At 61.8% G+C, this 21,954-nt stretch carries 22 protein-coding genes; 16 read left to right on the top strand and 6 right to left on the bottom strand.

The window, feature by feature from the left end:
- The first annotated feature begins 184 nt into the window (after nucleotides 1-184).
- Nucleotides 185-1,207: a glycosyltransferase family 4 protein gene (locus NKH59_RS19060; protein ID WP_353022715.1), complete on the top strand. Its 1,023-nt coding sequence runs from the start codon at nucleotides 185-187 to the stop codon at nucleotides 1,205-1,207.
- A gap of 12 nt (nucleotides 1,208-1,219) precedes the next feature.
- Here the strand turns inward: NKH59_RS19060 and NKH59_RS19055 are convergent, their stop codons facing one another.
- The 3 genes from NKH59_RS19055 to NKH59_RS19045 all read right to left on the bottom strand — a co-directional run bounded on the left by NKH59_RS19055 (nucleotide 1,220) and on the right by NKH59_RS19045 (nucleotide 2,720).
- A complete protein-coding gene (locus NKH59_RS19055) occupies nucleotides 1,220-1,579 on the bottom strand; it encodes a tRNA-binding protein (RefSeq protein WP_352980387.1) in 360 nt (119 codons plus the stop codon).
- A 6-nt stretch (nucleotides 1,580-1,585) separates the two neighbouring features.
- Entirely contained in the window at nucleotides 1,586-2,086 is a 501-nt protein-coding gene (locus tag NKH59_RS19050; protein ID WP_023678420.1) for a type III secretion system chaperone family protein, read from the bottom strand.
- Nucleotides 2,087-2,417: 331 nt separating this feature from the next.
- Nucleotides 2,418-2,720: an accessory factor UbiK family protein gene (locus NKH59_RS19045; RefSeq protein WP_352469829.1), complete on the bottom strand. Its 303-nt coding sequence runs from the start codon at nucleotides 2,718-2,720 to the stop codon at nucleotides 2,418-2,420.
- A gap of 131 nt (nucleotides 2,721-2,851) precedes the next feature.
- On the opposite strand from NKH59_RS19045, the gene lgt reads away from it, so the two are divergent.
- The 6 genes from lgt to NKH59_RS19015 all read left to right on the top strand — a co-directional run bounded on the left by lgt (nucleotide 2,852) and on the right by NKH59_RS19015 (nucleotide 8,744).
- A complete protein-coding gene (gene lgt, locus NKH59_RS19040) occupies nucleotides 2,852-3,703 on the top strand; it encodes a prolipoprotein diacylglyceryl transferase (RefSeq protein ID WP_352541017.1) in 852 nt (283 codons plus the stop codon).
- Nucleotides 3,700-4,788: a class I SAM-dependent methyltransferase gene (locus NKH59_RS19035; protein ID WP_353022713.1), complete on the top strand. Its 1,089-nt coding sequence runs from the start codon at nucleotides 3,700-3,702 to the stop codon at nucleotides 4,786-4,788. Before lgt ends, NKH59_RS19035 begins: the two co-directional genes overlap by 4 nt.
- A 154-nt stretch (nucleotides 4,789-4,942) precedes the next feature.
- Nucleotides 4,943-5,731 carry a peptidoglycan editing factor PgeF gene (gene pgeF / locus NKH59_RS19030; RefSeq protein WP_352836623.1) on the top strand — a complete coding sequence of 263 codons (789 nt, stop codon included), beginning with the start codon at nucleotides 4,943-4,945 and terminating at the stop codon, nucleotides 5,729-5,731.
- Nucleotides 5,731-6,882 carry a M24 family metallopeptidase gene (locus NKH59_RS19025; protein WP_023678425.1) on the top strand — a complete coding sequence of 384 codons (1,152 nt, stop codon included), beginning with the start codon at nucleotides 5,731-5,733 and terminating at the stop codon, nucleotides 6,880-6,882. Before pgeF ends, NKH59_RS19025 begins: the two co-directional genes overlap by 1 nt.
- Before the next feature lie 54 nt (nucleotides 6,883-6,936).
- Complete coding sequence (locus NKH59_RS19020; RefSeq protein ID WP_352450502.1) at nucleotides 6,937-7,557, top strand: hypothetical protein; 621 nt, start codon at nucleotides 6,937-6,939, stop codon at nucleotides 7,555-7,557.
- Nucleotides 7,558-7,808: 251 nt separating this feature from the next.
- Entirely contained in the window at nucleotides 7,809-8,744 is a 936-nt protein-coding gene (locus NKH59_RS19015) for a ribose-phosphate pyrophosphokinase (RefSeq protein ID WP_023678427.1), read from the top strand.
- A gap of 99 nt (nucleotides 8,745-8,843) precedes the next feature.
- On the opposite strand, the gene NKH59_RS19010 is transcribed toward NKH59_RS19015, so the two are convergent.
- A complete protein-coding gene (locus NKH59_RS19010) occupies nucleotides 8,844-9,725 on the bottom strand; it encodes an AraC family transcriptional regulator (RefSeq protein WP_353022711.1) in 882 nt (293 codons plus the stop codon).
- Between the two features lie 128 nt (nucleotides 9,726-9,853).
- On the opposite strand from NKH59_RS19010, the gene NKH59_RS19005 reads away from it, so the two are divergent.
- Nucleotides 9,854-11,104, top strand: coding sequence for an MFS transporter (locus tag NKH59_RS19005; RefSeq protein ID WP_353022709.1), 1,251 nt, complete (start codon nucleotides 9,854-9,856; stop codon nucleotides 11,102-11,104).
- 142 nt (nucleotides 11,105-11,246) lie between these two features.
- Here NKH59_RS19005 and NKH59_RS19000 read toward each other — a convergent pair whose 3' ends face one another.
- Both NKH59_RS19000 and NKH59_RS18995 read right to left on the bottom strand, forming a co-directional pair.
- On the bottom strand, nucleotides 11,247-12,437 hold the full coding sequence (locus NKH59_RS19000) for a glycerate kinase family protein (RefSeq protein WP_353022707.1): 1,191 nt from the start codon (nucleotides 12,435-12,437) through the stop codon (nucleotides 11,247-11,249).
- Between the two features lies 1 nt (nucleotide 12,438).
- On the bottom strand, nucleotides 12,439-13,863 hold the full coding sequence (locus tag NKH59_RS18995; RefSeq protein WP_353022705.1) for an SLC13 family permease: 1,425 nt from the start codon (nucleotides 13,861-13,863) through the stop codon (nucleotides 12,439-12,441).
- A 208-nt stretch (nucleotides 13,864-14,071) separates the two neighbouring features.
- Here NKH59_RS18995 and NKH59_RS18990 point away from each other — a divergent pair, with 208 nt between their 5' ends.
- From NKH59_RS18990 to corA, 8 genes are all read left to right on the top strand, one after another.
- Nucleotides 14,072-15,676 (top strand): sensor histidine kinase, encoded by a 1,605-nt coding sequence (locus tag NKH59_RS18990; RefSeq protein WP_352469745.1) that lies wholly within the window; start codon nucleotides 14,072-14,074, stop codon nucleotides 15,674-15,676.
- Nucleotides 15,654-16,334 (top strand): response regulator transcription factor, encoded by a 681-nt coding sequence (locus NKH59_RS18985; protein WP_352450507.1) that lies wholly within the window; start codon nucleotides 15,654-15,656, stop codon nucleotides 16,332-16,334. The genes NKH59_RS18990 and NKH59_RS18985 overlap by 23 nt, the downstream gene beginning before the upstream one ends.
- A gap of 421 nt (nucleotides 16,335-16,755) precedes the next feature.
- The gene (locus NKH59_RS18980) at nucleotides 16,756-17,262 is read left to right on the top strand and encodes a DUF2938 family protein (protein WP_353022703.1); all 507 of its coding nucleotides are present in this window, start codon (nucleotides 16,756-16,758) and stop codon (nucleotides 17,260-17,262) included.
- A 223-nt stretch (nucleotides 17,263-17,485) separates the two neighbouring features.
- Nucleotides 17,486-18,130, top strand: coding sequence for a 50S ribosomal protein L25/general stress protein Ctc (locus NKH59_RS18975; RefSeq protein WP_352469743.1), 645 nt, complete (start codon nucleotides 17,486-17,488; stop codon nucleotides 18,128-18,130).
- Between the two features lie 23 nt (nucleotides 18,131-18,153).
- Nucleotides 18,154-18,879 carry an aminoacyl-tRNA hydrolase gene (pth, locus tag NKH59_RS18970; RefSeq protein ID WP_352850303.1) on the top strand — a complete coding sequence of 242 codons (726 nt, stop codon included), beginning with the start codon at nucleotides 18,154-18,156 and terminating at the stop codon, nucleotides 18,877-18,879.
- A 3-nt stretch (nucleotides 18,880-18,882) separates the two neighbouring features.
- Nucleotides 18,883-19,446, top strand: coding sequence for a hypothetical protein (locus NKH59_RS18965; protein ID WP_352770921.1), 564 nt, complete (start codon nucleotides 18,883-18,885; stop codon nucleotides 19,444-19,446).
- Nucleotides 19,447-19,523: 77 nt separating this feature from the next.
- Complete coding sequence (ychF, locus tag NKH59_RS18960; protein ID WP_353022702.1) at nucleotides 19,524-20,627, top strand: redox-regulated ATPase YchF; 1,104 nt, start codon at nucleotides 19,524-19,526, stop codon at nucleotides 20,625-20,627.
- A 218-nt stretch (nucleotides 20,628-20,845) separates the two neighbouring features.
- Nucleotides 20,846-21,820, top strand: a complete 975-nt coding sequence (corA, locus tag NKH59_RS18955) for a magnesium/cobalt transporter CorA (RefSeq protein WP_353022700.1) — start codon at nucleotides 20,846-20,848, stop codon at nucleotides 21,818-21,820.
- The last annotated feature ends 134 nt before the right edge of the window (nucleotides 21,821-21,954 follow it).

Genomic DNA, 21,954 nt, shown 5'->3' with positions numbered 1-21,954 from the left:
ATCGGCCCGTCATGAAACCATGGTGAAGAGCGCCAATGAAGCGCGCGATCCTGATTGATTCGGCCCTGCGGCCTCATTTCGACCCCGCGCCTGCCCGGGTGCGCTGGTGCGACGCCCGAGCTGCGGCGTGGTCGCCGCTCAGGCGTAGCGGCGAGGCAATCAAGCTTGCCGCCAAGGGACCGCCATGCGCATCCTGATGGTCACCGACGCCTGGCGCCCGCAAGTCAACGGCGTCGTCCACACGCTGGAGCGTCTCTCGGAGACCCTGAAATCCTTCGATATCGAGACGGACTTCCTGACGCCGAATATCTTTCGCACCCTGCCTCTGCCGACCTATCCCGATATCAGGCTGGCGCTGACGACGCCGCACCGCGTGGCGCAGCTGATCGAGGCACGCAAGGTGGACCACATCCATATCGTCACCGAAGGACCGCTCGGCATTATGGCCCGGCGCTACTGCCGCAACGCCGGCCGCCCGTTCACGACCAGCTATCACACACGTTTTCCGGAATATCTGAGCGCGCGCCTGCCGGTGCCTGAAGCATGGGCCTATCGCTGGCTGCGTGATTTCCACAATTCAGGACAGGGCACGCTGGTTGCCACCCAGTCGCTTGCCGACGATCTTGCGGCGCGCGGCTTCACCAAGCTCCGGCCGTGGACGCGCGGCGTCGACACCGACCATTTTCGGCCGGACAAAAGAAAGGACCTGGGATTTCCCGGACCGATCTTCCTCTGCGTCGGCCGCGTCGCGATCGAAAAGAACCTGCCGGCCTTCCTAGACCTCGACCTGCCTGGCAGCAAGTTGGTCGTAGGCGAAGGGCCGGAATTGGCGAAGCTGAAGGCCAGATATCCCGATGCCCATTTCCTTGGCCATCGTCCGAACGACGAACTGGCCGAGATCTACGCCTCGGCCGATGTTTTCGTCTTCCCCAGCCGTACCGACACGTTCGGCAACGTCATCATCGAGGCGCTGGCCAGCGGCACGCCGGTCGCAGCCTATCCCGTCACCGGACCCATCGATATTGTGGGTGACGGCATCGGCGGCGCGGTGTCGGACGACCTGCGGCAAGCAGCGCTCGCCGCCCTTTGCGTAGACCGCGCCGAGGCGCGGCAACGCGCAATGCGCTACAGCTGGAAGGCCTGCGCGGAAATGTTCATGGAAACGGTCGAAGAAGCGCTGGGTACCAGGCGTAAACTGGCTGCGTGAACAACAGCGCAGCTAGAACAACCTGCCGCCGTCCGGCACTTTGCGTTCGATTGCCCCAAGCACCACCGCGCCCTCTTCATCGGGAAAGCCGAGCGTCAGCACTTCCGACATGAATGGCCCGATCTGACGCGGCGGGAAATTGACCACAGCGAACACCTGCCGGCCGATCAGGGTTTCGGGCAAATAGTATTTCGTGATCTGGGCCGAGGACTTCTTCACCCCGATCACGGGACCGAAATCGATTTTCAACTTGATCGCCGGCTTGCGCGCCTCGGGAAAAGGCTCTGCCTCGACGATCGTGCCGGCGCGGATGTCGACGCGGTCGAAATCGGCAAAGCTGATCTCGGGTTTTCGCGCGTTGCTCGAAACCATCGACGGTCAGGCGTTTCCGTAGGTTTCGAACAGCACGCCGGCCAACGCATCCTTGGCCGAAGTTCCCGACCAGACGACGAACTGGAACGCCTGGAAATAGCATTCGCAGGCCTCCAGCGCCGACGACAGCAGCACCTCGACCTGCTGGCTCGACGGCTCGACCCCACCGGCCAGCAGCAGCGACTGGCGGAACATGATGGCGCCTTCCTGCTCCCAGAGATCGAAATGGCCAAACAGCATCTGCTCGTTGATCAGCGAAAGCAGCCGCATCACCTCGAGCGCGCGCGCCTCCGGGACCTTGATGTCGAAGGCGCAGGCCAGGTGCAGCGCCTCGTAGTCCTCCATCCAGGAGAATGAAACGTGGTAGTCGGTCCAGCTTCCGGCAACCGAGATCGAGATCTCGTCGTCGCCGGCCCGCTCGAAGGACCAATCGTTATTGTGCGCCACCTGCTCGATAACATCCACCGGATGGATTTCGCGGGAGAATTCGAGTTCGAGAAGTTCCATGAAATGCTTCCTGTCGTTCTGGGAGCGCCACCACACGCTCCGCGGGAGAGGCACACTCGAACAATTCTGCCTAGAACTCGGACGGCCAGGACTTCGTCAACGCAAAGACCCCGGACCGGACCCCACCGCCCGGCGCATGACCCTGCTCCGAATCATGCAACAAATTCAGTCTATTGATCGGGAGTCGCGTGACCAGCCAAATTTTTCGCACTGCGTCATTCGCATGTGGAAAGGCGCTGTCACAAAGATTCACGCAGTGCCGGTAAGCGATTCACGACAAAGCGCTTTTTGCGATCCGGCTTTGTGGAAAAGTTTAACGATTTATTTCTTTTTATTTTTTTGCACGCGGCTTTGACGCAGCCGCAGGCGCTGGTTGACCGGTCAATTCGGCAAGCCTGGCCTCGAGCGCCTCGATGCGAGCGGCGAGGCGGGTGTTTTCTTCCCTGGCCTTCGCCGCCATGTCGCGAGCGGCCTCGAATTCCTCGCGCTGCACCACGTCCATGGAGTTGAGTATGCGCTCGGCCTGGCCCCTGAAGGCGGTCTCCACCTCGCGCCGCACGCCTTGCGCGGCACCGGCTGCATCGGTCATCAGCTTGGCGAATTCATCGAGAATGCGGTTCGGTCCGGTCGCCATGGCAAATCCTCGCTTGGTCGAATTGACGTAGTGGCGCGCGATTCGGAATGCAAGCATATGCTTGCCTTGACCCCGCCAAAAGCCTGCCGCATGGTCCGCGCCCGAACCTGATTGGGAACCCGGAGACCCTGTTGAGCGAATATTTGCTGCCGCTGGCCGCCCTGCCCTTTCCCAACATCGACCCGGTCATCGTCCGGATCGGACCGCTGGCGGTGCATTGGTACGGCGTCGGCTACATCGTCGGCATTCTGTTCGCCTGGTGGTATGCCAAGCGCCTCGTCACCAACCCAAAACTGTGGCCCGACGGCACCCTGCCGATGAAGCCCGTCGACCTCGACGACTTCATCGTCTGGGCAGCCATCGGTGTGGTGCTCGGCGGACGCACCGGCTACGTGCTGTTCTACGACCTGCCGCGCTACATCGCCAATCCGCTCGATATCGTCGCCGTCTGGCAGGGCGGCATGTCGTTTCATGGCGGTCTGATCGGCGTCATTGTCGCAATGACGCTGTTTTCCCGGTCTCGCGGCATCCGCACATGGTCGCTGTTCGACGTGGTTGCCGCCGGCGTGCCGGTGGGGCTTGGCCTCGTTCGCCTGGCAAACTTCATCAATTCCGAACTATGGGGCCGGCCGACCGACGTTCCATGGGCATTCGAATTCCCCAATGGCGGTCCATTTGCACGCCATCCGAGCCAGATCTACGAGGCGCTCCTCGAAGGGCTGGTGTTGTTCCTTATCCTGCGCTTCCTCACCCATTCGCGGCTCAAGCTGAAGACGCCGCGCTTCGTCGGCGGCGCCTTCATCGCCGGCTATGGCGCCTCGCGCATCTTCGTCGAATTCTTTCGCGAGCCCGACCAGCAGCTTGGCTACCTCCTTGGCACGAGCTGGCTCACCATGGGAATGGTGCTGTCACTGCCGATGGTGCTGGCCGGCATCTGGGCGATGGCTACAGCCAAGCCGGTGACAAAACCGCAGCCGGCATGACGCGGCTGAAGACCCGCATCGCCGAGCTGATCGGTGCGGTGGGACCGATCCCCATCAGCGAATACATGGCGCTCTGCCTGTTCGATCCGCTGGACGGCTACTATACGACACGCGAGCCGTTCGGCGCCGCCGGCGACTTCGTCACCGCGCCGGAGATCAGCCAGATGTTTGGCGAACTGGTCGCCATCTGGCTCTACCAGGCGTGGCTGGCGATCGACCGGCCGACGCCGGTCGCCATCGCCGAAATAGGCCCCGGCCGCGGCACGCTGATGAGAGATATGCTGCGCACGCTTTCGCGGCTCGATCCGACGCTTACCGCCAGCGCATCGTTCGCCTTGATCGAGACCAGTCCGCGGTTGACCGAGGTCCAGAAACGAACGCTTGCCGGGACGTCGGCCACCGTCGCCTGGCATGAGGCCGTGGACACACTACCGCAGGCGCCGCTTCTGATTGTTGGTAATGAGCTGTTTGACGCGGTGCCCATCCGCCAGTTCGTCCGCGCCGGAGCCGGCTGGCGCGAGCGGATGATCGGTCTCGACGATGCGAACCGGCTGCGCTTTTTCGTCGGCGCCGGCTCGCTCGACCCGATGCTGCTGCCGGAGGGTGCCGAGAATGCGCCGCAAGGTGCTATCGTCGAGGTGGCGCCAGCCCGCGCCGCCCTGATGGCGGCCATCGCCGGGCGACTTGCCGGATTTGGCGGCGCCGGCCTGTTTCTCGACTACGGTCACCTCCAGCCCGGGATCGGCGACACCTTGCAGGCCTTGCGCAAGCACGGTCATGAGGACGTGCTGGCCAATCCGGGGCAGGCCGATCTCACAGCCCATGTCGATTTCGCTGCCCTCGCGGCAACCGTTCGGGCACACAGCCTCGATGCCCACCTCTCAACGCAAGGTGAATTCCTGCTCAAGATGGGGCTTCTCGAACGAGCTGGCCGGCTCGGCGCCAATGCCGATGAGGCAGCTCGCGAAAAGATCGCGGCCGACGTCGAGCGCCTCGCCGGCCCGCTGGCCATGGGCGAACTCTTCAAGGTGCTTGCCGTCCTCCCCGCCGGCATTGCCGTTCCGCCGTTTCCAAGCACGGATTGACTTTTCGCTGCCGCCTCTCTCACTCTCCCGTCTCCGACTAGCGCCCGACATCAACTGCGCCAGCCTTCAACTGACCAGCCTTCAACTGACCAGCCTTCAACTGCGCCCCTTCAACTCGCTTGACGAAATCGCCCATACGGACAACAAAGCCGCCATGCTGAATCAGACCAAACCGGATCCCGTTCGGTCGCCCTTGCTGGAAACGGCGCAAGGCATCCGCCACGGCTACTTCACGCGCGTCGGCGGCATTTCCAGCGGCATCTACCGGGGCCTCAACATCGGCACCGGCTCGAACGACGACCAGACGCTGGTGCGCGAGAATCGCCGCCGGGTCGCCGAATGGATGGGCGTGCCTGCAAACCATCTGCTGACCGCTCACCAAGTTCATTCGCCGGACGTCGTCATTGCCAGGGAGCCTTTTGCCGGCGAGCGGCCCAAGGCCGACGCCATTGTCACCGACCGGCCGGGCATTGCCGTCGGTGCCTCGACCGCCGACTGCGGACCGGTCCTCTTCGCCGACGCCGAGGCGCGCATTATCGGCGCCGCCCATGCCGGCTGGAAAGGCGCCTTCACCGGAGTGCTGGAAAACACCATCGCGGCAATGGAAAGCCTCGGCGCCCGGCGCGACCGCATCGTCGCAGTGCTCGGTCCTTCGATCGGCCCACGGAATTACGAAGTCGGACCGGAATTCGTCGCCCGTTTCGTCGACGCCGATGCCGGCAGTGCCCGCTATTTCGCGCCCTCCGCAAATGCCGGACACGCGATGTTCGATCTCAACCGCTACACGGTCGACCGGCTGACCAAGGCTGGCGTCAATGCCGAAGGACTTGGCCGCTGCACCTATGCCGAGGAAGAGCTTTTCTACTCCTATCGGCGCAGCACGCATCGCGACGAGCCCGACTACGGGCGGCAGGTTTCGGCAATCGTTTTGGAGGCTGACTGATGGCTCTGCATTTCGAACGCTCGGAATTCGACGCGCGGCGCGATCGACTGATGATCGAGATCGCCGAAAAGAAGCTCGACGCCGTCCTGCTGTTTGCCCAGGAAAGCATGTATTGGCTGACCGGCTACGACACCTTCGGCTTCTGCTTTTTCCAGTGCCTGGTGGTCAAGGCCGACGGCTCGATGGTGCTGCTGACGCGTTCGGCCGACTTGCGCCAGGCGCGCCACACCTCGATCATCGACAACATCGTTTTGTGGACGGACCGCAACGGCGCCAATCCGGCGGTAGACCTGCGCAATCTGCTCAACGAGCTTGACCTGCTCGGCGCCCGGATCGGCGTCGAATACGACACCCACGGCCTGACCGCCTATAATGGCCGGCGCCTCGACGAGCAGTTGCAGACCTTCGGGCAGATCGCGGATGCCTCCGGCATTGTCAGCCGGCTACGGCTATTCAAGAGCCCGGCAGAAATCGCCAAGGCGGAAAAAGCCGCAAATCTGGCCGACGACGCGCTGGACGCAGCACTGCCGCTGATCAAGCAGGGTGGCGATGAGGCGCTGATCCTCGCCGCCATGCAAGGTGCGATCTTTGCCGGCGGCGGCGATTATCCGGCCAACGAGTTCATCATCGGCTCCGGAGTCGACGCCCTGCTTTGCCGCTACAAGGCCGGTCGCCGCAAGCTCACCAAGAACGACCAGCTGACGCTCGAATGGGCCGGTGTCTTCCACCACTACCATGCGGCAATGATGCGCACGGTGTTGACCGGCAAGGTATCGAAACGCCACCAGGAATTGTTCGATGCCGCCCGCGCCGCGCTACTTGCAGTCGAGAAGGCGATGACGCCCGGCAATACGTTCGGCGACGTGTTCGACGCCCATGCCCGCACCCTCGAAGCCCACAACTTGACCAAGCACCGGCTCAATGCCTGCGGCTATTCGCTCGGCGCCCGCTTCACCCCGTCCTGGATGGATATGCCGATGTTCTATCAGGGTAATCCCGAACCGATTGCGCCGAACATGACGCTGTTCGCCCATATGATCATCATGGACTCCGAAACCGAAACCGCGATGACGCTTGGCCGCACCTATCTGACCACCGAATCCCAGCCGAAGCCGCTGTCCCGCCATGATCTCGACTTGATCGTGCAGTGAATCCATAATGGAGAGAGTGTGAGGGGCGTTCGTCGCCAAGGAGTTTTCAGGCTAATGAGACGATCGCATGTGACGACCGTGTCATTGCTCGTGGCGCTGGCACTGGCGGCCTGCACCAATGCGAAGGACGTTCTCGAACCCTCGGCCATTGCCCCGCAATCGACGCAATCCCTCTCCGGAGCCGGAGGTGCCGCGACGCCCCCCGCAACTCCGGCTCAGCCTGCCGGCACCGCGCAAACTGCAGATACGGCGCAGCCTTCCGCTGCAGCAGCCGTGCCGCTCGCCAAAAGCGCGGCTGCCATTGCGCGGACCCGGCTGCAGGTGGCGCCGATCGTCGGCGCCTCGGTAGAAGCCGCGACACCGCTGACCGCCGAGCTTCAGACACGCGCCAGGCAGCGCGGCATCACCTTGGCCGGCAGCACCGACCAGACCCCAACGCATGTGCTCAAGGGCTATTTCTCGACCATGACGGAAGGCAAGGACACTACCGTCATCTATGTCTGGGACATCTATGACCCGGCCGGCAACCGGCTGCATCGCATCAACGGCCAGCAGAAGGCGCCCTCTGTTGGCGGCGGCGAAGGCTGGACGGCGGTCGCGCCTGCGACCATGCAGGCAATTGCCGACCAGACAATCGACCAGTTCGCCACCTGGCTTGGCGGCGGCGCCGGCTGACCTGGAGCATAATTCCGAAAGTGAAATCCGGTTTTCGGAAAAGATCATACTCAGACTGAAAGATAGAGCTATGCCGATTCCGTCGGCGTCGAAGTGGACCTATCGCCGCATCGTCAAGCCGTAAGCGTTTATTGAGATTAGCCGGCGGATTCCCATTCACGACGCTTGCAATACCGGCGCGGGCCGCTAAAAGCCCGACTAAGAGGCTGGAGTGCTATCGGAGTCTCTCAATCCTTCGCCAGGAACGGTGCATGAAGCTCTTCGCGGGCAATTCCAACAGGGTGCTGGCCGAATCAGTCGCCCGCTACCTCAACATTCCGCTGGGCAAGGCCAGCGTCAGGCGCTTCGCCGACCAGGAAATCTTCGTCGAGATCCAGGAGAATGTGCGCGGCGAGGACGTCTTCATCCTGCAGTCCACCTCGTTCCCGACCAACGATCATTTGATGGAACTGCTCATCATGATCGACGCCTTCATGCGCTCTTCGGCCAAGCGCATCACTGCGGTTATTCCTTATTTCGGCTATGCCAGGCAGGATCGCCGTGCCTCGGGCCGCACACCGATCTCGGCCAAGCTGGTCGCCAACATGATCACCAGGGCGGGCGTCAACCGGGTGCTGACCCTGGATCTCCATGCCGGCCAGATTCAAGGCTTCTTCGACATCCCGACCGACAATCTGTTTTCCGTGCCGGTCATGGCCCGCGACGTAAAGGCGAAATACAAGCAGCTTGCCAATGTCATGGTGGTGTCGCCGGATGTCGGCGGCGTGGTCCGCGCCCGCGCGCTCGCCAAGCGCATCGACGCCCAGCTTGCCATCGTCGACAAGCGCCGCGAGCGCCCGGGCGAATCGGAAGTCATGAACGTCATCGGTGACGTGCGCGGCAAGGATTGCCTGTTGATCGACGACATCATCGATTCGGGCGGCACGCTGTGCAATGCGGCCGATGCGCTGCTTGCCGATGGCGCCACCAGTGTGACCGCCTATACTACCCATGGCGTTTTGTCCGGCGGCGCCATCGCCCGCATCGGCGCCTCGAAACTGCAGGAACTGGTCATCACCGATTCCATCCAGCCGACCCAGGCAGTGCTGGACGCCGCCAATATCCGCGTCATCTCCATCGCCGAACTGATGGGCGAGGCGATCTCGCGCACGGCGACCGAGGAATCGGTGTCGAGCCTGTTCGATTAATGCGTGTCGCGCAAAACTGTGCAGCGGTTTTGCGATAACGACATGCATACAACAAGAACCCAAAGCGCGTCGCATGAGGCCGGTCGAACGCGACGCCCTTCAGGGCTGCGCCTCAGGCCGAGCCGGACCACTTGTTCGTCGCACACCTTCGCCAGCATCACGGGCGCCCCGCATGTAACCGCGTGGCGAGGCTCCCAGCATGCGCTTGAACATGGTGATGAACGCCGGCACGCTGTCATAGCCGAGATCGAGCGCCACCCTCGTGATCGGCTCGCCGTCGGCCAGCCGTGGCAGCGCCGCGAACAGACAGGCCTGCTGACGCCAGGTCGACAGCGACAATCCGGTCTGGCGGTGGAACGCGCGGGTGAAAGAGCGGCGGCTCATGCCGACGATAGCAGCCCACTCGTCGATCGTCGCATGCGGTGACGGTGCCGACACGAAGCGCCGGCACAGCGTCGCCAACCTTGCATCGGACGGGAACGGAAGGCCGAGCGGCCGTTCCGGCAGGTTCGGGATTTCGTGCAGCAGGAGCTTCATGATCAGTCCGCCCCGCCCCTTCAGCTCGGCGCCTTGCGGCAGCTTTTCCGATTCCACGATCAGGCTGTGCATCAGGTCGGTGATGCCGACGACACGCAACCCGTCCGGCAGGCCGGGAATGGCCTCCGGCATCACATAGACGGACCGCATGCTGACGTCGCCCAGCATCTCGACGGAATGTTCGGTGCCGGCGGGGATCCACATCGCGTGGTCCGGAGGCACCATCCAGCGCCCATGCCGCGTCTTCACCAGCACGACACCGACCAGCGCGTGCAGCAACTGGCTGCGGCTATGATGGTGCGGTGGCACATGGTAGCCGTCCGGATATTCGATCGGCAGCGCCACTGCCGGCCCTACGGCCTGCTCCAGCCATTGCCAGCGACGCTCATGCAACAGCCCGAGATCGGTGTCGCCCGCTCTGAACATTTCCCTGCCATGCGGCATCAGCTATGGCCCACTTGCGAAACTATTGGACCAAACCACGAAAGAAGTCGCGTGACAAGCAACGTATAAGGCTGCGCCCTATAAGACCGCCTGCGGGAGCGCCCGCCAAAAAGACCACGGAGCCTGCCTTGACCGATACCACAGCAACCGCCGACGCCAAGCCGGCAGCCGCCAGCCACATTTCAGCTCAGGCGACGGCCTTCACCGTCATCCTGGCGGTGAGCTTCTGCCATTGCATCAACGATATCATGCAGTCGCTGCTGTCGGCGATCTATCCGCTGCTGAAGGACAATTACGGTCTCGATTTCTGGCAGATCGGCCTTTTGACTTTTACCTTCCAGGTGACGGCATCCTTGCTGCAGCCGGTGATCGGCATGATTACCGACAAGCGGCCGATGCCTTATTCGCTGCCCCACGGCATGGCTTCTTCGCTGATCGGGCTGGTCGTGCTGGCCTATGCCGGACATTACTCGCTGCTCCTCATCGGCGCCTCGCTGATCGGCATCGGCTCAGCGATCTTCCACCCGGAATCCTCACGCATCGCCCGCTTCGCCTCCGGTGGCCGGTTCGGTCTTGCGCAGTCGCTGTTCCAGGTCGGCGGCAATTTCGGCCAAGCGATGGGGCCGCTGCTGGCAGCCTTCATCGTCGTGCCCTTCGGCCAGACCAGCATCGCCTGGTTTGCCGGCGGCTCGCTGATCGGCATCATCGTGCTGTGGCAGGTTGGCGGCTGGTACAGCCGCCTGCGCGCCGCACAGGGCACCCGCAAAGCGGCAGGCTTCGTTTCGCCTTTCCCGCGCCGCAAGGTCCTGGGCGCGCTGGCGGTGCTGACCTTGCTGGTATTGACCAAGAACGCCTACATCGCCAGCCTGTCCAGCTACTACACCTTCTATGCCATCCATAAATTCGGCGTTTCGGTGCAGATGTCGCAGGTCATGCTGTTCCTGTTCCTCGGCGCCTCGGCCCTGGGCATCCTGCTCGGCGGCCCGTTCGGCGACCGCTACGGACAGAAGGCGATGATCTGGTTCTCGATCGTCGGCGTGCTGCCCTTCACCCTGGCCCTGCCCTACGCCAATTTCGAGTGGACAATGGTTCTCACCGTGCTGATCGGCCTGATCCTGTCCTCGGCCTTCTCGAACATCGTCGTCTTCGCGCAGGAACTGGTGCCCGGCCGGGTCGGCATGATCGCCGGCATCTTTTTCGGCTTCGCCTTCGGCATGGGCGGCATCGCGGCCGCCGTGCTTGGCGTCGTCGCCGACATGAAGGGCATCGATTTCGTCTTCCAGGTCTGCTCGTATTTGCCGCTGCTCGGGCTGCTGACGGTCCTTCTGCCTAACATGAAGGAAGCGAGGAAGGCGGAGGCGGGGACCACGATCGGGTGAAGTTTGGGTTGGACTTCGGCTTCCCCGCCCACCGGGCAGCGCGAAATTCGGTTCTCGACATAGACTTCGAGCCGGTCAGGGCCGCCGCGTAGCGACATCGCGGCCATTGGCTGACACGCTCCGTCATCTGAAACACGCTCCGTCATCTGAACTTGAAAGCACGCGTCGCCCGCATCAGCCGGAATGCCTGCTCGGCAGCGTTCGCCAGCAGCGTGTCGGCGTCACGGATCGCGTCTTCGAGGGAACACGGTCGGCACAGAATGCTGAAGAAGGCATCGATGCCGATGTCGTGGGTCGCCTCTGCACCTGCTCCGATCGTTCCGGCCAAGGCGATGACGGGCAGATTGTGACGTTTCGCGCGCCGGGCAATCTCGGCTGGTATCTTTCCAAAGCTCGTCTGACCATCCAGGCCACCCTCGGCTGTCATGACGATGTCGGCGTTTGACAGCCGATGATCGAGATCCATATACCGCAGGATCAGGTCGAAGCGCGGATGCAGCCGGGCTCCAACAAAGGCGTGAAGTCCGGCGCCGAGTCCCCCGGAAGCTCCTCCGCCGACAAGCGGCGTCACGTCGACGCCGAGGTCGCGGCGAACGACGTGAGCGACATTTTCCATGCCCTGCTCGAGCAAAACCACCTGATCAGGTGTTGCACCCTTTTGCGGGCCGAACACCCGAGCGACGCCTCTCTCGCCGAGCAGCATGTTGTAGGGATTTACCGCGACGTCGACACGAACATTCGAAAGGCGATGATCACGACTGGAAAGATCGACACGAGCTAGCGATGAGAGGGCCGAGCCGCTCCCCGAAATGGGACGGCCGCCGCCATCGAGCAGACGCACGCCTAATGCTTGGGCCATGCCGGTTCCTGCATCGTTGACACCCGAGTCACCGCAGCCGATCAGAATTCTTTCCGCGCCAAGATCGAGCGCAAAACGAATCAACTCACCAACCCCATAACTTGTAGTGCGGGTCGGGTCACGCATGTCAGTGGGGACGAGCCGGAGCCCGGCAGCCGCCGCGATTTCCAGAACTGCAGTCCGTTTCTTTCTTCGCCCGAGAAAACCGACATTGGCCGCCACGGGTTGTCCCACCGGTCCCGTCACTGTGACGGAATGCAGCTCGCCATCAGACAATTCAACAAGGGTCCGCGTAAAATCCTCGCCGCCATCCACCATTGGAAGGCCCAGGATCTTTGCTGTCGGAACGGCATTGCGAACGCCGCGCGCCAATGCAGCGATGACATCACGAACGCCGAGGCTCTCCTTAAAGCCGGAGGGTGCGACCAATACTCGAAGCCGTCTTCGTTTCGTCAATCCTTTCTTTTTCGACATTCTACGGCTCTCCAACAAGTTGCAGATGGAGCGTGTTGAGCAGGGCTCCGGTGGCTGGCCACACGGCGACCGCGAACACGACGATGAGGATGAACTGCATCGGCAGCAGGATTGAGCTGAGCAAGGCGAGGTCTTTCGGGCCGTAGCCTTCCTCGTCGACCCCCGCGAAAAGCGCCACCGGTTTCGCGCAGATCGCGAGGGTTTGGCAAAAGCCGGTCGCCGAGACGAGGACAAACATTGCCAGGAGAGGGTCGAGCCGCGCTGTCGATGCGAGCATCAGCGCCGGGGGCAGCAGCACCGAGACACGCGCCGTGCGACTGTGGATCACGAGATGACTGAAAAGCCCAAGCAAGGCTAATAAGGAGATAAGCGCCAACGGGCCCAAGCCGGTGCCGCGCAGCGGATCGACAGTCGTCTCGATCAACCACCGATTGAGGCCTGATGCCGTCAGGCCGTCTGCCAAGCAGATCGTCGCCGCCAGAAACAAGAGCAGCTTCCACTCCGCACTCTTGATTGCATCGCCAAACGCCACGGAGCCTACTCTAGGAAGTGTGGCCAAGAGAGCGCCGCCAAGAGCGACAACGGTGGCATCAAGTCCGTGGACAGGTTCGGTCAGCCACGCGATGACAACCCCGCCGGCGATCCAGAGTATCGGCTGCCGTGCCAATCCGGCACCGCCACTAGTCACCGTCGTTGGCTGCAAAAGGGTCATCCGCCGTTCGACCGGCGACAGGAAAAGCCGGAGCAGGCATTCGACCGAAAGGAAGGTGCTTACGGCCGCAAACGGCTTGCCGAAAGCGATCCATTCCAGATAGCTTACTTTCACACCCGAGAGGCGGCCGACCATTTCGATCGCCAGTAGATGGGCACCGGCGCCGACGGGCGATGCAATGGCCGAGAGCAGGATAACAGTGGGGAACAGCAGCGCGAAGGCCCTTCGCAACCGGGCGCTTCCACAGCGTCCCGCGATCGCCTGAAAGGCGGGGATCATCAAAGCTGCGCGACCTGAGGTCGACGGAATGACGAAGGCTGTGGCGATCATGACGGCCGTCAAGGAATAGGCGATTGCGCGAACCGATCGCATGCGCCCCGTCACGAGGCCGAGAACGCGATCTGCGACCCCACTCGCCTTGAAGGTGGCCGCCAACATGAAGGAGGCAAGCAATAGCCAGATCAACTCATCGCCGAGCGCATGAAACAGCGCGCCTGGATCACGGTTGACCAGCAGCGCCATTGCCAGCCCGGCGGCGATCGCAACGAAGGTGTCGTCGAACCGCGTTAAGGTCCACCCGATGATCGCGACAAGCAGGATCTCGAGCGCTCGCCGGGCGTCGGACGGGAGCGCGGAGAGGCCGAATTCAATGATGGCCACACACAGGGATACACAGGTTCCGATCAGTGCGGCTCGCCATATCGGCCAGAGCACCGGCGGTGTCCTTTCCCGAAGGGTGGCGTCACTGTCGGTCCGAAAATCTACTTGTGCCAACCGAAACCTCGTCTAGTTCGCCGCCAACGTGGCGATGAGGGCGTCGCACACCCTCCGCTCGAACTTAGGAGGTTCCGATTAGACGCTTGGGAGGGCTCCGGTTAGAATTTGGTGAGAGGCATTATCCGATCGCCGGCAGGATTACCGCATGACCGTTCGAGGCCGCATCTTCCTATTTCAAATCGTCATTCTCGCCCTTGTCGGACTGATTTCAGGACTGGCATTCGCAACACTCCAGCTGACAGAGGAATTCGTCCGCCGAATCGACAGCGTCCACGGGCGGTTCGAGGCGCTCGCCGAACTCAATGGGCAAGCCAACAATTACACCGAGCAACTCGCTGAAGTCTTGCTGCTTGGGCCCGAGCAAATGCCGGATTTCGAAGCGGCGCGAGAAGCAGTGAAATCCGGATTCTACAAGCTGGAGGGCGCCACTCGCGAGGAACTCGGTGCTCTCGGATATTGGAGCGATAGACGCCAGGAGGAGGCCGAACTCAGATTCGTCGGTCGCGTCAAGGCGCTGTTTGAGGCGATCGATCGGGCCGCCCAGCGACTGTTCAGCCAGCGAACAAAGGGGGATCCAAAGGGCATCGTAGACGCCTTCCGCAACGATGTGGAGCACCGATTAGAGAACGATCTTGAAGAAATGATTGAAGCCGCTTTGCACGATGAGCGCAGGGAGGTTGGAGAGGAACTCGCCGGCGTCCGTGGCGCACAATGGCGGCTGCTGCTGCTGACCGGCGGCTTCGCTGCGTTGCTCATGCTGGGCAGTCTGGGGTTCGGCCTGGTCCTGCGACGATCAATCGCCACACCTGTGCGTGAACTGAACGAAAGCGCCAAAGCCATCGCTGCAGGCAAGCTCGACCATCGCGTTTCCGCGACCGGACGCGACGAGTTCGCTTCCCTCTCGCGAAGTTTCAACAGCATGGCCGAGGCTCTCGAGATCGAACGTGCTGCTCTGATTTCGGTACAGGACCGCTTGGAGGCGGAGGTTCAGTTGCGCACCCGTGAACTGCGGAAAGCCAATGAGCAACTGAGAGCGATCGATAGCCGACGCACACAATTTTTTGCGGAGGCAAGCCACGAACTCCGCACGCCGTTGACGATTCTCCGCGGAGAGGCCGACGTTGCCCTCCGCGGCCAACCGCGTGTTCGATCTTACCGCGAAGCTCTGAGCCGAATCCGCAATTGCGCTGAAGATATGGCTCGCAACCTGGGGGACCTTCTGGCATTCGCCCGCTCCGAAGCTGAAAATTTCAGGTTCTCCTTGCGCAACATCGATACCGGTGAGGTTGTGAAGGCGGCCGTTCAGGAGGCTTCCGTACTCGCAGGTCCCAAGCAGATATCCGTTGACCTGTCGCTCAACCCAGACCATTGCCTCATTCGGGGTGACGCCCAGCGCCTAAAGCAAGCGCTGCTGATCGGCTTCGACAACGCCATAAAGTACTCAAAGCCGTATCAGACAATAGCAGTCGAGATGGCTGAGCGTCATGGAATGCTTGAGATCGCCATCCGCGACAACGGTTCAGGGATCGATGCCAACGATCTCCCGTTCGTGTTTGACCGATATTATCGCGGGCGTGTCGGCGGGAGGTCCGCAGCCGACGGCCTTGGTGTTGGCCTCGCGATCGCCAAGGAGATTATAGACGGGCACAATGGCACAATCGGCCTTGAAGGAATTGAGCCTTCGGGAACCCTCCTCAGAATCAGACTGCCGCTGGTACATCGCACCCATGATTCGAATCCTGATCGTTGAAGACGACCGGCGTGTCTCCGACTTTCTCCGCCGGGGGTTGGAGGCCGAAGGCTTCCACGTGAGTGTCGCGGAGGACGGTCGCGAGGGACTAGCCATTATTCGTACGGATCCATTCGATCTCGTGATCCTGGACCGTCTGCTTCCCTACCTGGACGGCCTTGAGCTGTGCCGGATCGTGCGATTGGAGCAGTGGCCGGTTCTCATCCTGATGCTGACCGCGAAGGAGACAATTCAGGATCGCGTAGATGGGCTCAAGGGCGGTGCCGACGATTACCTGACGAAACCGTTTGCGTTTGATGAACTGGTGGCCAGGATTGACGCGCTGCGCCGACGCCGTCAGGGTGCAGTGGATCGACAATTGCTTCGAGTGAGCCGCCTCAATCTCGACACGAGCGCTCGTCGTTTTGCGGACGGCGACCGGGAAATCAGCCTTACCCGACGTGAATTCGACCTTCTGCATTTTCTCATGCTCAACGCGGGGAAAGTGGTTAGCCGCGAGCGCATCCTCAACAATGTCTGGTCATACAGCTTCGAACCCGGGACGAAGATCGTGGAGGTATACATTCGCTATCTGCGTGCGAAGCTCGGGCCGGATGCATCGGCCAGCATTCAGACAGTTCGTGGGATCGGCTACATGCTGGTCGAGCGGAAGCCATAGAAGGTAGAGCGAAACTCTTTATCGCACCGTTCTCGCCACTCGCTGGAAACCTCCTCTTTCCGCAACGCCGCTTCCACCGCTTGTTTCCGAATAGGTGTTCATCGGCTCCCTTCCATGCTGCCGGCGCGCGCCGTCCACCCGCCGTGGGCATTGCCCCGCCGCGGTTCCCCTTTCCACCCGCCGCGGTTCCCCTTTCCATTTGTGTTCGGGCTTGGGCGGCGACACCGATTTTGGCGGCCGTTAACCGCTTTCGTAATTCACGGCCTCTACCCCCAGGCCTGCAGCCACCCAGTCGGGGAAGCCGCCTTCGAACCGGCGCGGGGCCCAGCCTCGTGCCCTGAGGATTGCCAAGGCGTCGGGCGAAAGAACGCACTGGACTCCACGACAATAGGCGACAACGGGTGAAACAAGAGATGCCAAAATGTTGGAGTTCGTTGTTCGTGCGGCCGTCGTTGGAATCGGCGCGACAGCCCTGATGGACCTCTGGGGATGGTTTCTGAAGCGAATGTTCGCGATTCCACCGCTTGATTACGCCTGGGTCGGCCGCTGGATCGGGCACTTTCCACATGGACGTTTTGCACATGCGAATATCGCACAAGCTGCCCGCGTTCGCGGCGAAACCGCCATTGGATACCGCCATTGGATGGAGTGCGCATTACGCGACCGGCATCGTATTTGCCGCAGCGCTGATTGGAGTGTGGGGCCTCGACTGGGCACGGCACCCGACAGTGCTTCCGGCCCTGTTGGTCGGCGTCTGCACCATCGTCGCCCGATCTTCGTGATGCAACCGGCTTTTGGGATCGGCATCGCGGCTTCGAAAGTTCCCAACCCGCGCACTGCGCGCCTGCGCAGCCTTATGGCCCATCTGTCTTTCGGGGTTGGGCTGTACGTTGCAGCATCGCTTTCGGCATTGCTACTTCCGGCCTGATGGGCCGCCCGCTTGCACCTCGCGCCGCCTTCCGCTATAGAGCCGCCACCCGCGTAGACACCCTTGGAGGCAACGCGGCGGAAGGCCGCCTTCCCGCATGATCCCGAAAAGTGGATTCCGGTTTTCGGACCAGGTCATGCGTCAGCTATGTCGGCTTTCGACGTTTACGGCCCCGGCACGTTGCCGGCCGCGAACGCTCCAGAACAACGCGAAAGGAAATGCCATGAGCCACGATACTTACGAGCTCAAGGCCGAAGCGCGCGAACAGGTCGGTAAGGGGTCCGCCCGTGCAGTTCGCCGCAACGGTAAAGTGCCTGCAGTGATTTACGGCGACAAGCAGCCTCCCCTGGCGATTGCGCTGACCTACAAGGACATCTACTACAAGATCCATGGCGGCGGGTTTCTGACCACGGTCGCCACGATCGATGTCGACGGCAACAAGATCCAGGTTCTGCCCAAGGATTTTCAGCTCGACCCGGTCAAGGATTTCCCTGTCCATGTCGATTTCCTGCGCATCGGCAAGGATACCGAAGTCAACGTCGATGTGCCCGTGCACTTCATCAATGAAGACAAGTCGCCCGGCATCAAACGCGGCGGCGTGCTCAACATCGTGCGCCACGAGGTCGAGTTCCACTGCCCGGCCAATGCGATCCCGGATTTCATCACCGTCGATCTCACCGGTACCGATATCGGCGATTCGATCCACATTTCGGCCGTCACCTTGCCGGCCGGCGTCAAGCCGGTGATCTCCGACCGCGACTTCACCATCGCGACCATTGCCGGCTCCTCGGCGATGAAGCCGGAGGCTGCGGAAGAGACGACTGAAGCGGCTGCGCCCGAAGCGGCTCCTGCCGCCGAAGAGAAGTAACCCCTTCCCGCCCGGAGGCGACGATGCTTGTCTTTGCAGGCCTCGGCAATCCGGGCGCGAAATACGCCAACAACCGGCACAATGTCGGCTTCATGGCGGCGGACGCGATCGCCCGCCGCCATTCCTTTTCGCCTTGGTCGAAGAAATTCCAGGGTCTGATTGCCGAAGGCACGCTTGCCGGCGAAAAGGTGATCCTGATCAAGCCGCAGACCTTCATGAACCTGTCCGGCCAGGCGGTCGGCGAAGCCTTGCGCTTCTACAAGCTCGGCCCTTCGGCGCTGACTGTCTTTTATGACGAGATCGACCTTGCCGCCGGCAAGGTGCGGGTCAAGGTCGGTGGCGGTTCCGGCGGCCACAACGGCATCCGCTCGCTCGACCAGCACGTCGGCAAGGATTTTCGCCGTGTGCGCATCGGCGTCGGCCATCCCGGCGTCAAGGAAATGGTGCACGGCCATGTGCTTGGCGATTTCGCCAAGGGCGACCGCGAATGGCTGGACGTGCTGCTCGACGCAATCGCCGATGGTGCCGGATTGCTTGCCAAGGGCGACGACAATTCGTTCATGAACCGCGTGACGCTGGCGCTGCGCGACAAGCTCACGCCGACGGACGACGACGATCGCCCGCCGCCCAAGGCGCCAAAGGCGCAAAGCCACGTCCGCCAGGCGCGGCCGCAGCAGCCGGCGGCCAAGCTGCCCGAAACCGGCCCGATGGCGGCCATGCTGAAGAAGCTTTTTGGCGGCAAGGACTGAGCCATGGATCTGGATGACATTCAGGAATTGGTCCGTCTCATCAGACAGAAGTATGTTGATTATTTCGTCACCGCTGCCGGCGAACTTGCTCGCAACAGCCAAGGATCGCATGCGACCGAAATCAAGTTTTCGAACGTCGATTCCTTCTATCGAAATTTCATCGCGGTTGATTTCGTCAGTAATGACGGACAGCCAAATCCGCAATTCATCAACAGCGATTCCTATGTGAAATTCTCTCCGGATATTCACGCCGGGATGGGTGGAATGGATGTCCTCATCTCACCTTTCAGGTGGGATGAGGTTCATTTTAAATTCCCTATAAATGAGCTCGACGGCGATCTCTTCGACGAATGGTTTCGCGGCTGGTTCGATATCGATAGCGAGCGTGAAACATCGGAGACCGTCGGAAACGTCATTCACAGTGCGCAATTGCTCGAGGGGCAACTGACCATCGATTTCGGAACCGCTGAGGTCGACGCGTTCTGGCATCTTCTGCAAATACTGAGCAGGTCCGGCGTTCGTTCGTTGGCGATAGGCACCGATGACATCGCGCAGCGTCTGAATTGAATTGCGCCTTGACGATCATCGGGGCTTTCGCCCATAGCCCTGATTAAATTTCGATTTCCCGATAGGACCAGACAAAAATGGGTTTCAAATGCGGCATCGTTGGCTTGCCCAATGTCGGCAAGTCGACGCTCTTCAATGCGTTGACCAGGACGGCGGCCGCGCAGGCCGCCAATTATCCGTTCTGCACCATCGAACCGAATACCGGCGAGGTGGCGGTGCCCGACCCGCGCCTGCAGAAGATCGCCGCGATCGGCAAGTCGAAGGAGATCATCCCGACCCGCATCTCGTTCGTCGACATTGCCGGCCTGGTGCGTGGCGCCTCCAAAGGCGAAGGGCTTGGCAACCAATTCCTCGCCAACATCCGTGAGGTCGACGCCATCGTCCATGTGCTGCGCTGCTTCGAGGATGACGACGTCACCCATGTCGAGGGCCGCATCGATCCTGTCGCTGATGCCGAGACCGTCGAAACCGAATTGATGCTTGCCGACCTCGACAGCCTTGAGCGCCGCATCGTGCAGATCCGCAAGCGTGCCGCCGGCAAGGACAAGGAAGCAGCGACCGCACTTCCGATGATGGAAGCGGCGCTTGAACTGCTGCAGGCCGGCAAGCCCGCCCGCATCCTGCTCAACGGCATCTCGGCTGAGGATCTACGCATCCTGCAGGGGCTGAATCTCTTGACCTCACACCCGGTGCTTTACGTCTGCAACGTCGCGGAAGCCGATGCCGCCACCGGCAACGCGCATACCAGGGCGGTCGAGAAGATGGCCGCCGCGCAAGGTGCCCGCACCGTTGTGATTTCCGCGGCGATCGAGGCCGAGGTCGCCCAGTTCTCGGACGAAGAGGAAATGGAATTCCTGGCAACGCTCGGTCTGGACGAACCCGGCCTGAACAAGGTCATCCGCGCCGGCTACGAGCTGCTCCAGCTCATCACCTACTTTACCGTTGGCCCCAAGGAGACACGCGCCTGGACCGTGCACAAGGGCGCCAAGGCGCCGCAGGCGGCAGGCGTCATCCACACCGATTTCGAGCGCGGCTTCATCCGCGCCCAGACCATCGCCTATGAGGACTTCGTCAGGCTGGGCGGCGAAGTCGCGGCCAAGGAGGCCGGCAAGGCGCGCGACGAAGGCAAGGAGTATGTCGTCCAGGACGGCGACATCATGCTGTTCAAGTTCAACACCTGAACCTGCGAGGGAGCCCAATGGTCACCATTGCCGTCGCTCGATGACAAACTTCAAAGCAGGGTGTCGCAGTGCCTCTTGCGCTGCTTGACGGGCCATCGTGCGGGGTCTAAGGGGCCTCTGCACCGGCCTCGCGCCTCGCCTGCCCGTGTCCGTGCCATGTGACTGACGCGCCCCCTCCAAACGAACGCTCTTTGGCAACAGCAAGGGAGACCCCGGCGATGATCAAGGCCTTCGTCGTCGACAATGATCGCCTGCACCTTGTCGACGATCTGGTGCAAAACAGCGACACTGTCGTCTGGGTCGACCTCTTCAACCCGACAAAGGAAGAAGAGACCACAATCGAGACCTGGCTCGGAATCGCCGTTCCGACCCGCGAAGAGATGGAAGAGATCGAGATCTCGAGCCGTCTCTACGTCGAGGACGGCGCCTACTTCATGACCGCCATTCTGCCTGCGCAGACCGAGGTGAACGATCCCTTGATGTCGCCGGTCACCTTCGTGCTCGCCGGAAGCAGGCTGATCACCGTGCGTTACCACGAGCCGAAGGCGTTCAAGACCTTTCCGCTGCGCGCCGAGAAGGTGGCGACCGGCTGCACCAGCGGCGACACCATCCTGATCGGACTGCTGGAGGCGATCGTCGACCGCCTCGCCGACATTCTGGAGCGCGCCGGCCGCGACGTCGAGGCGATCTCGCGCGACATCTTCGAGGCACGCTCGACCAAGGTTTCCAAGCGCAACCGCGACTTCCAGGAGCTGTTGAAAGGCATTGGCCGCAAGGAAGACCTCGCCTCCTCGATCCGCGACAGCCTAATCTCGCTGCAGCGCCTTGCCGGCTTTCTCGCCCATGCCTCCACCCAAAGCAGGATGAGCAAGGATATCCGCGCTCGCATCAAGACCTTGTCGCGCGACGTGCTGTCGCTCGCCGACCACGCCACGTTCCTGTCGCAGAAGATCAGCTTCCTGCTCGACGCGACGCTCGGCATGATCTCGATCGAGCAGAACGCCATCATCAAGATCTTCTCCGTCGCCGCTGTCATCTTCCTGCCGCCGACGCTTGTCGCTTCGATCTACGGCATGAATTTCGACATCATCCCTGAGCTCAAATGGCACTTTGGCTATCCCTTCGCCATCGGCATGATGGTGCTTTCGGCAATCCTGCCCTTCTGGTATTTCCGCCGCCGCGGCTGGCTATAGGGTCGTCAATACCGCGCTGCGGCTTGGGCGCAGCGGGCTGGCGCAATAGAAATTGCTTGACCAAATGCCGCCCTGCCTGCATCCGGGACCCGGACCCGTAGCGATCGTACAATCCTGAACAGGATTTCCAAACC

The sequence above is a fragment of the Mesorhizobium sp. M0998 genome (genome assembly GCF_040318885.1).
Lineage (GTDB): Bacteria > Pseudomonadota > Alphaproteobacteria > Rhizobiales > Rhizobiaceae > Mesorhizobium.
Note: the sequence above shows the minus strand (reverse complement) of the source record. Positions and strands in the feature narration are given on the sequence as shown.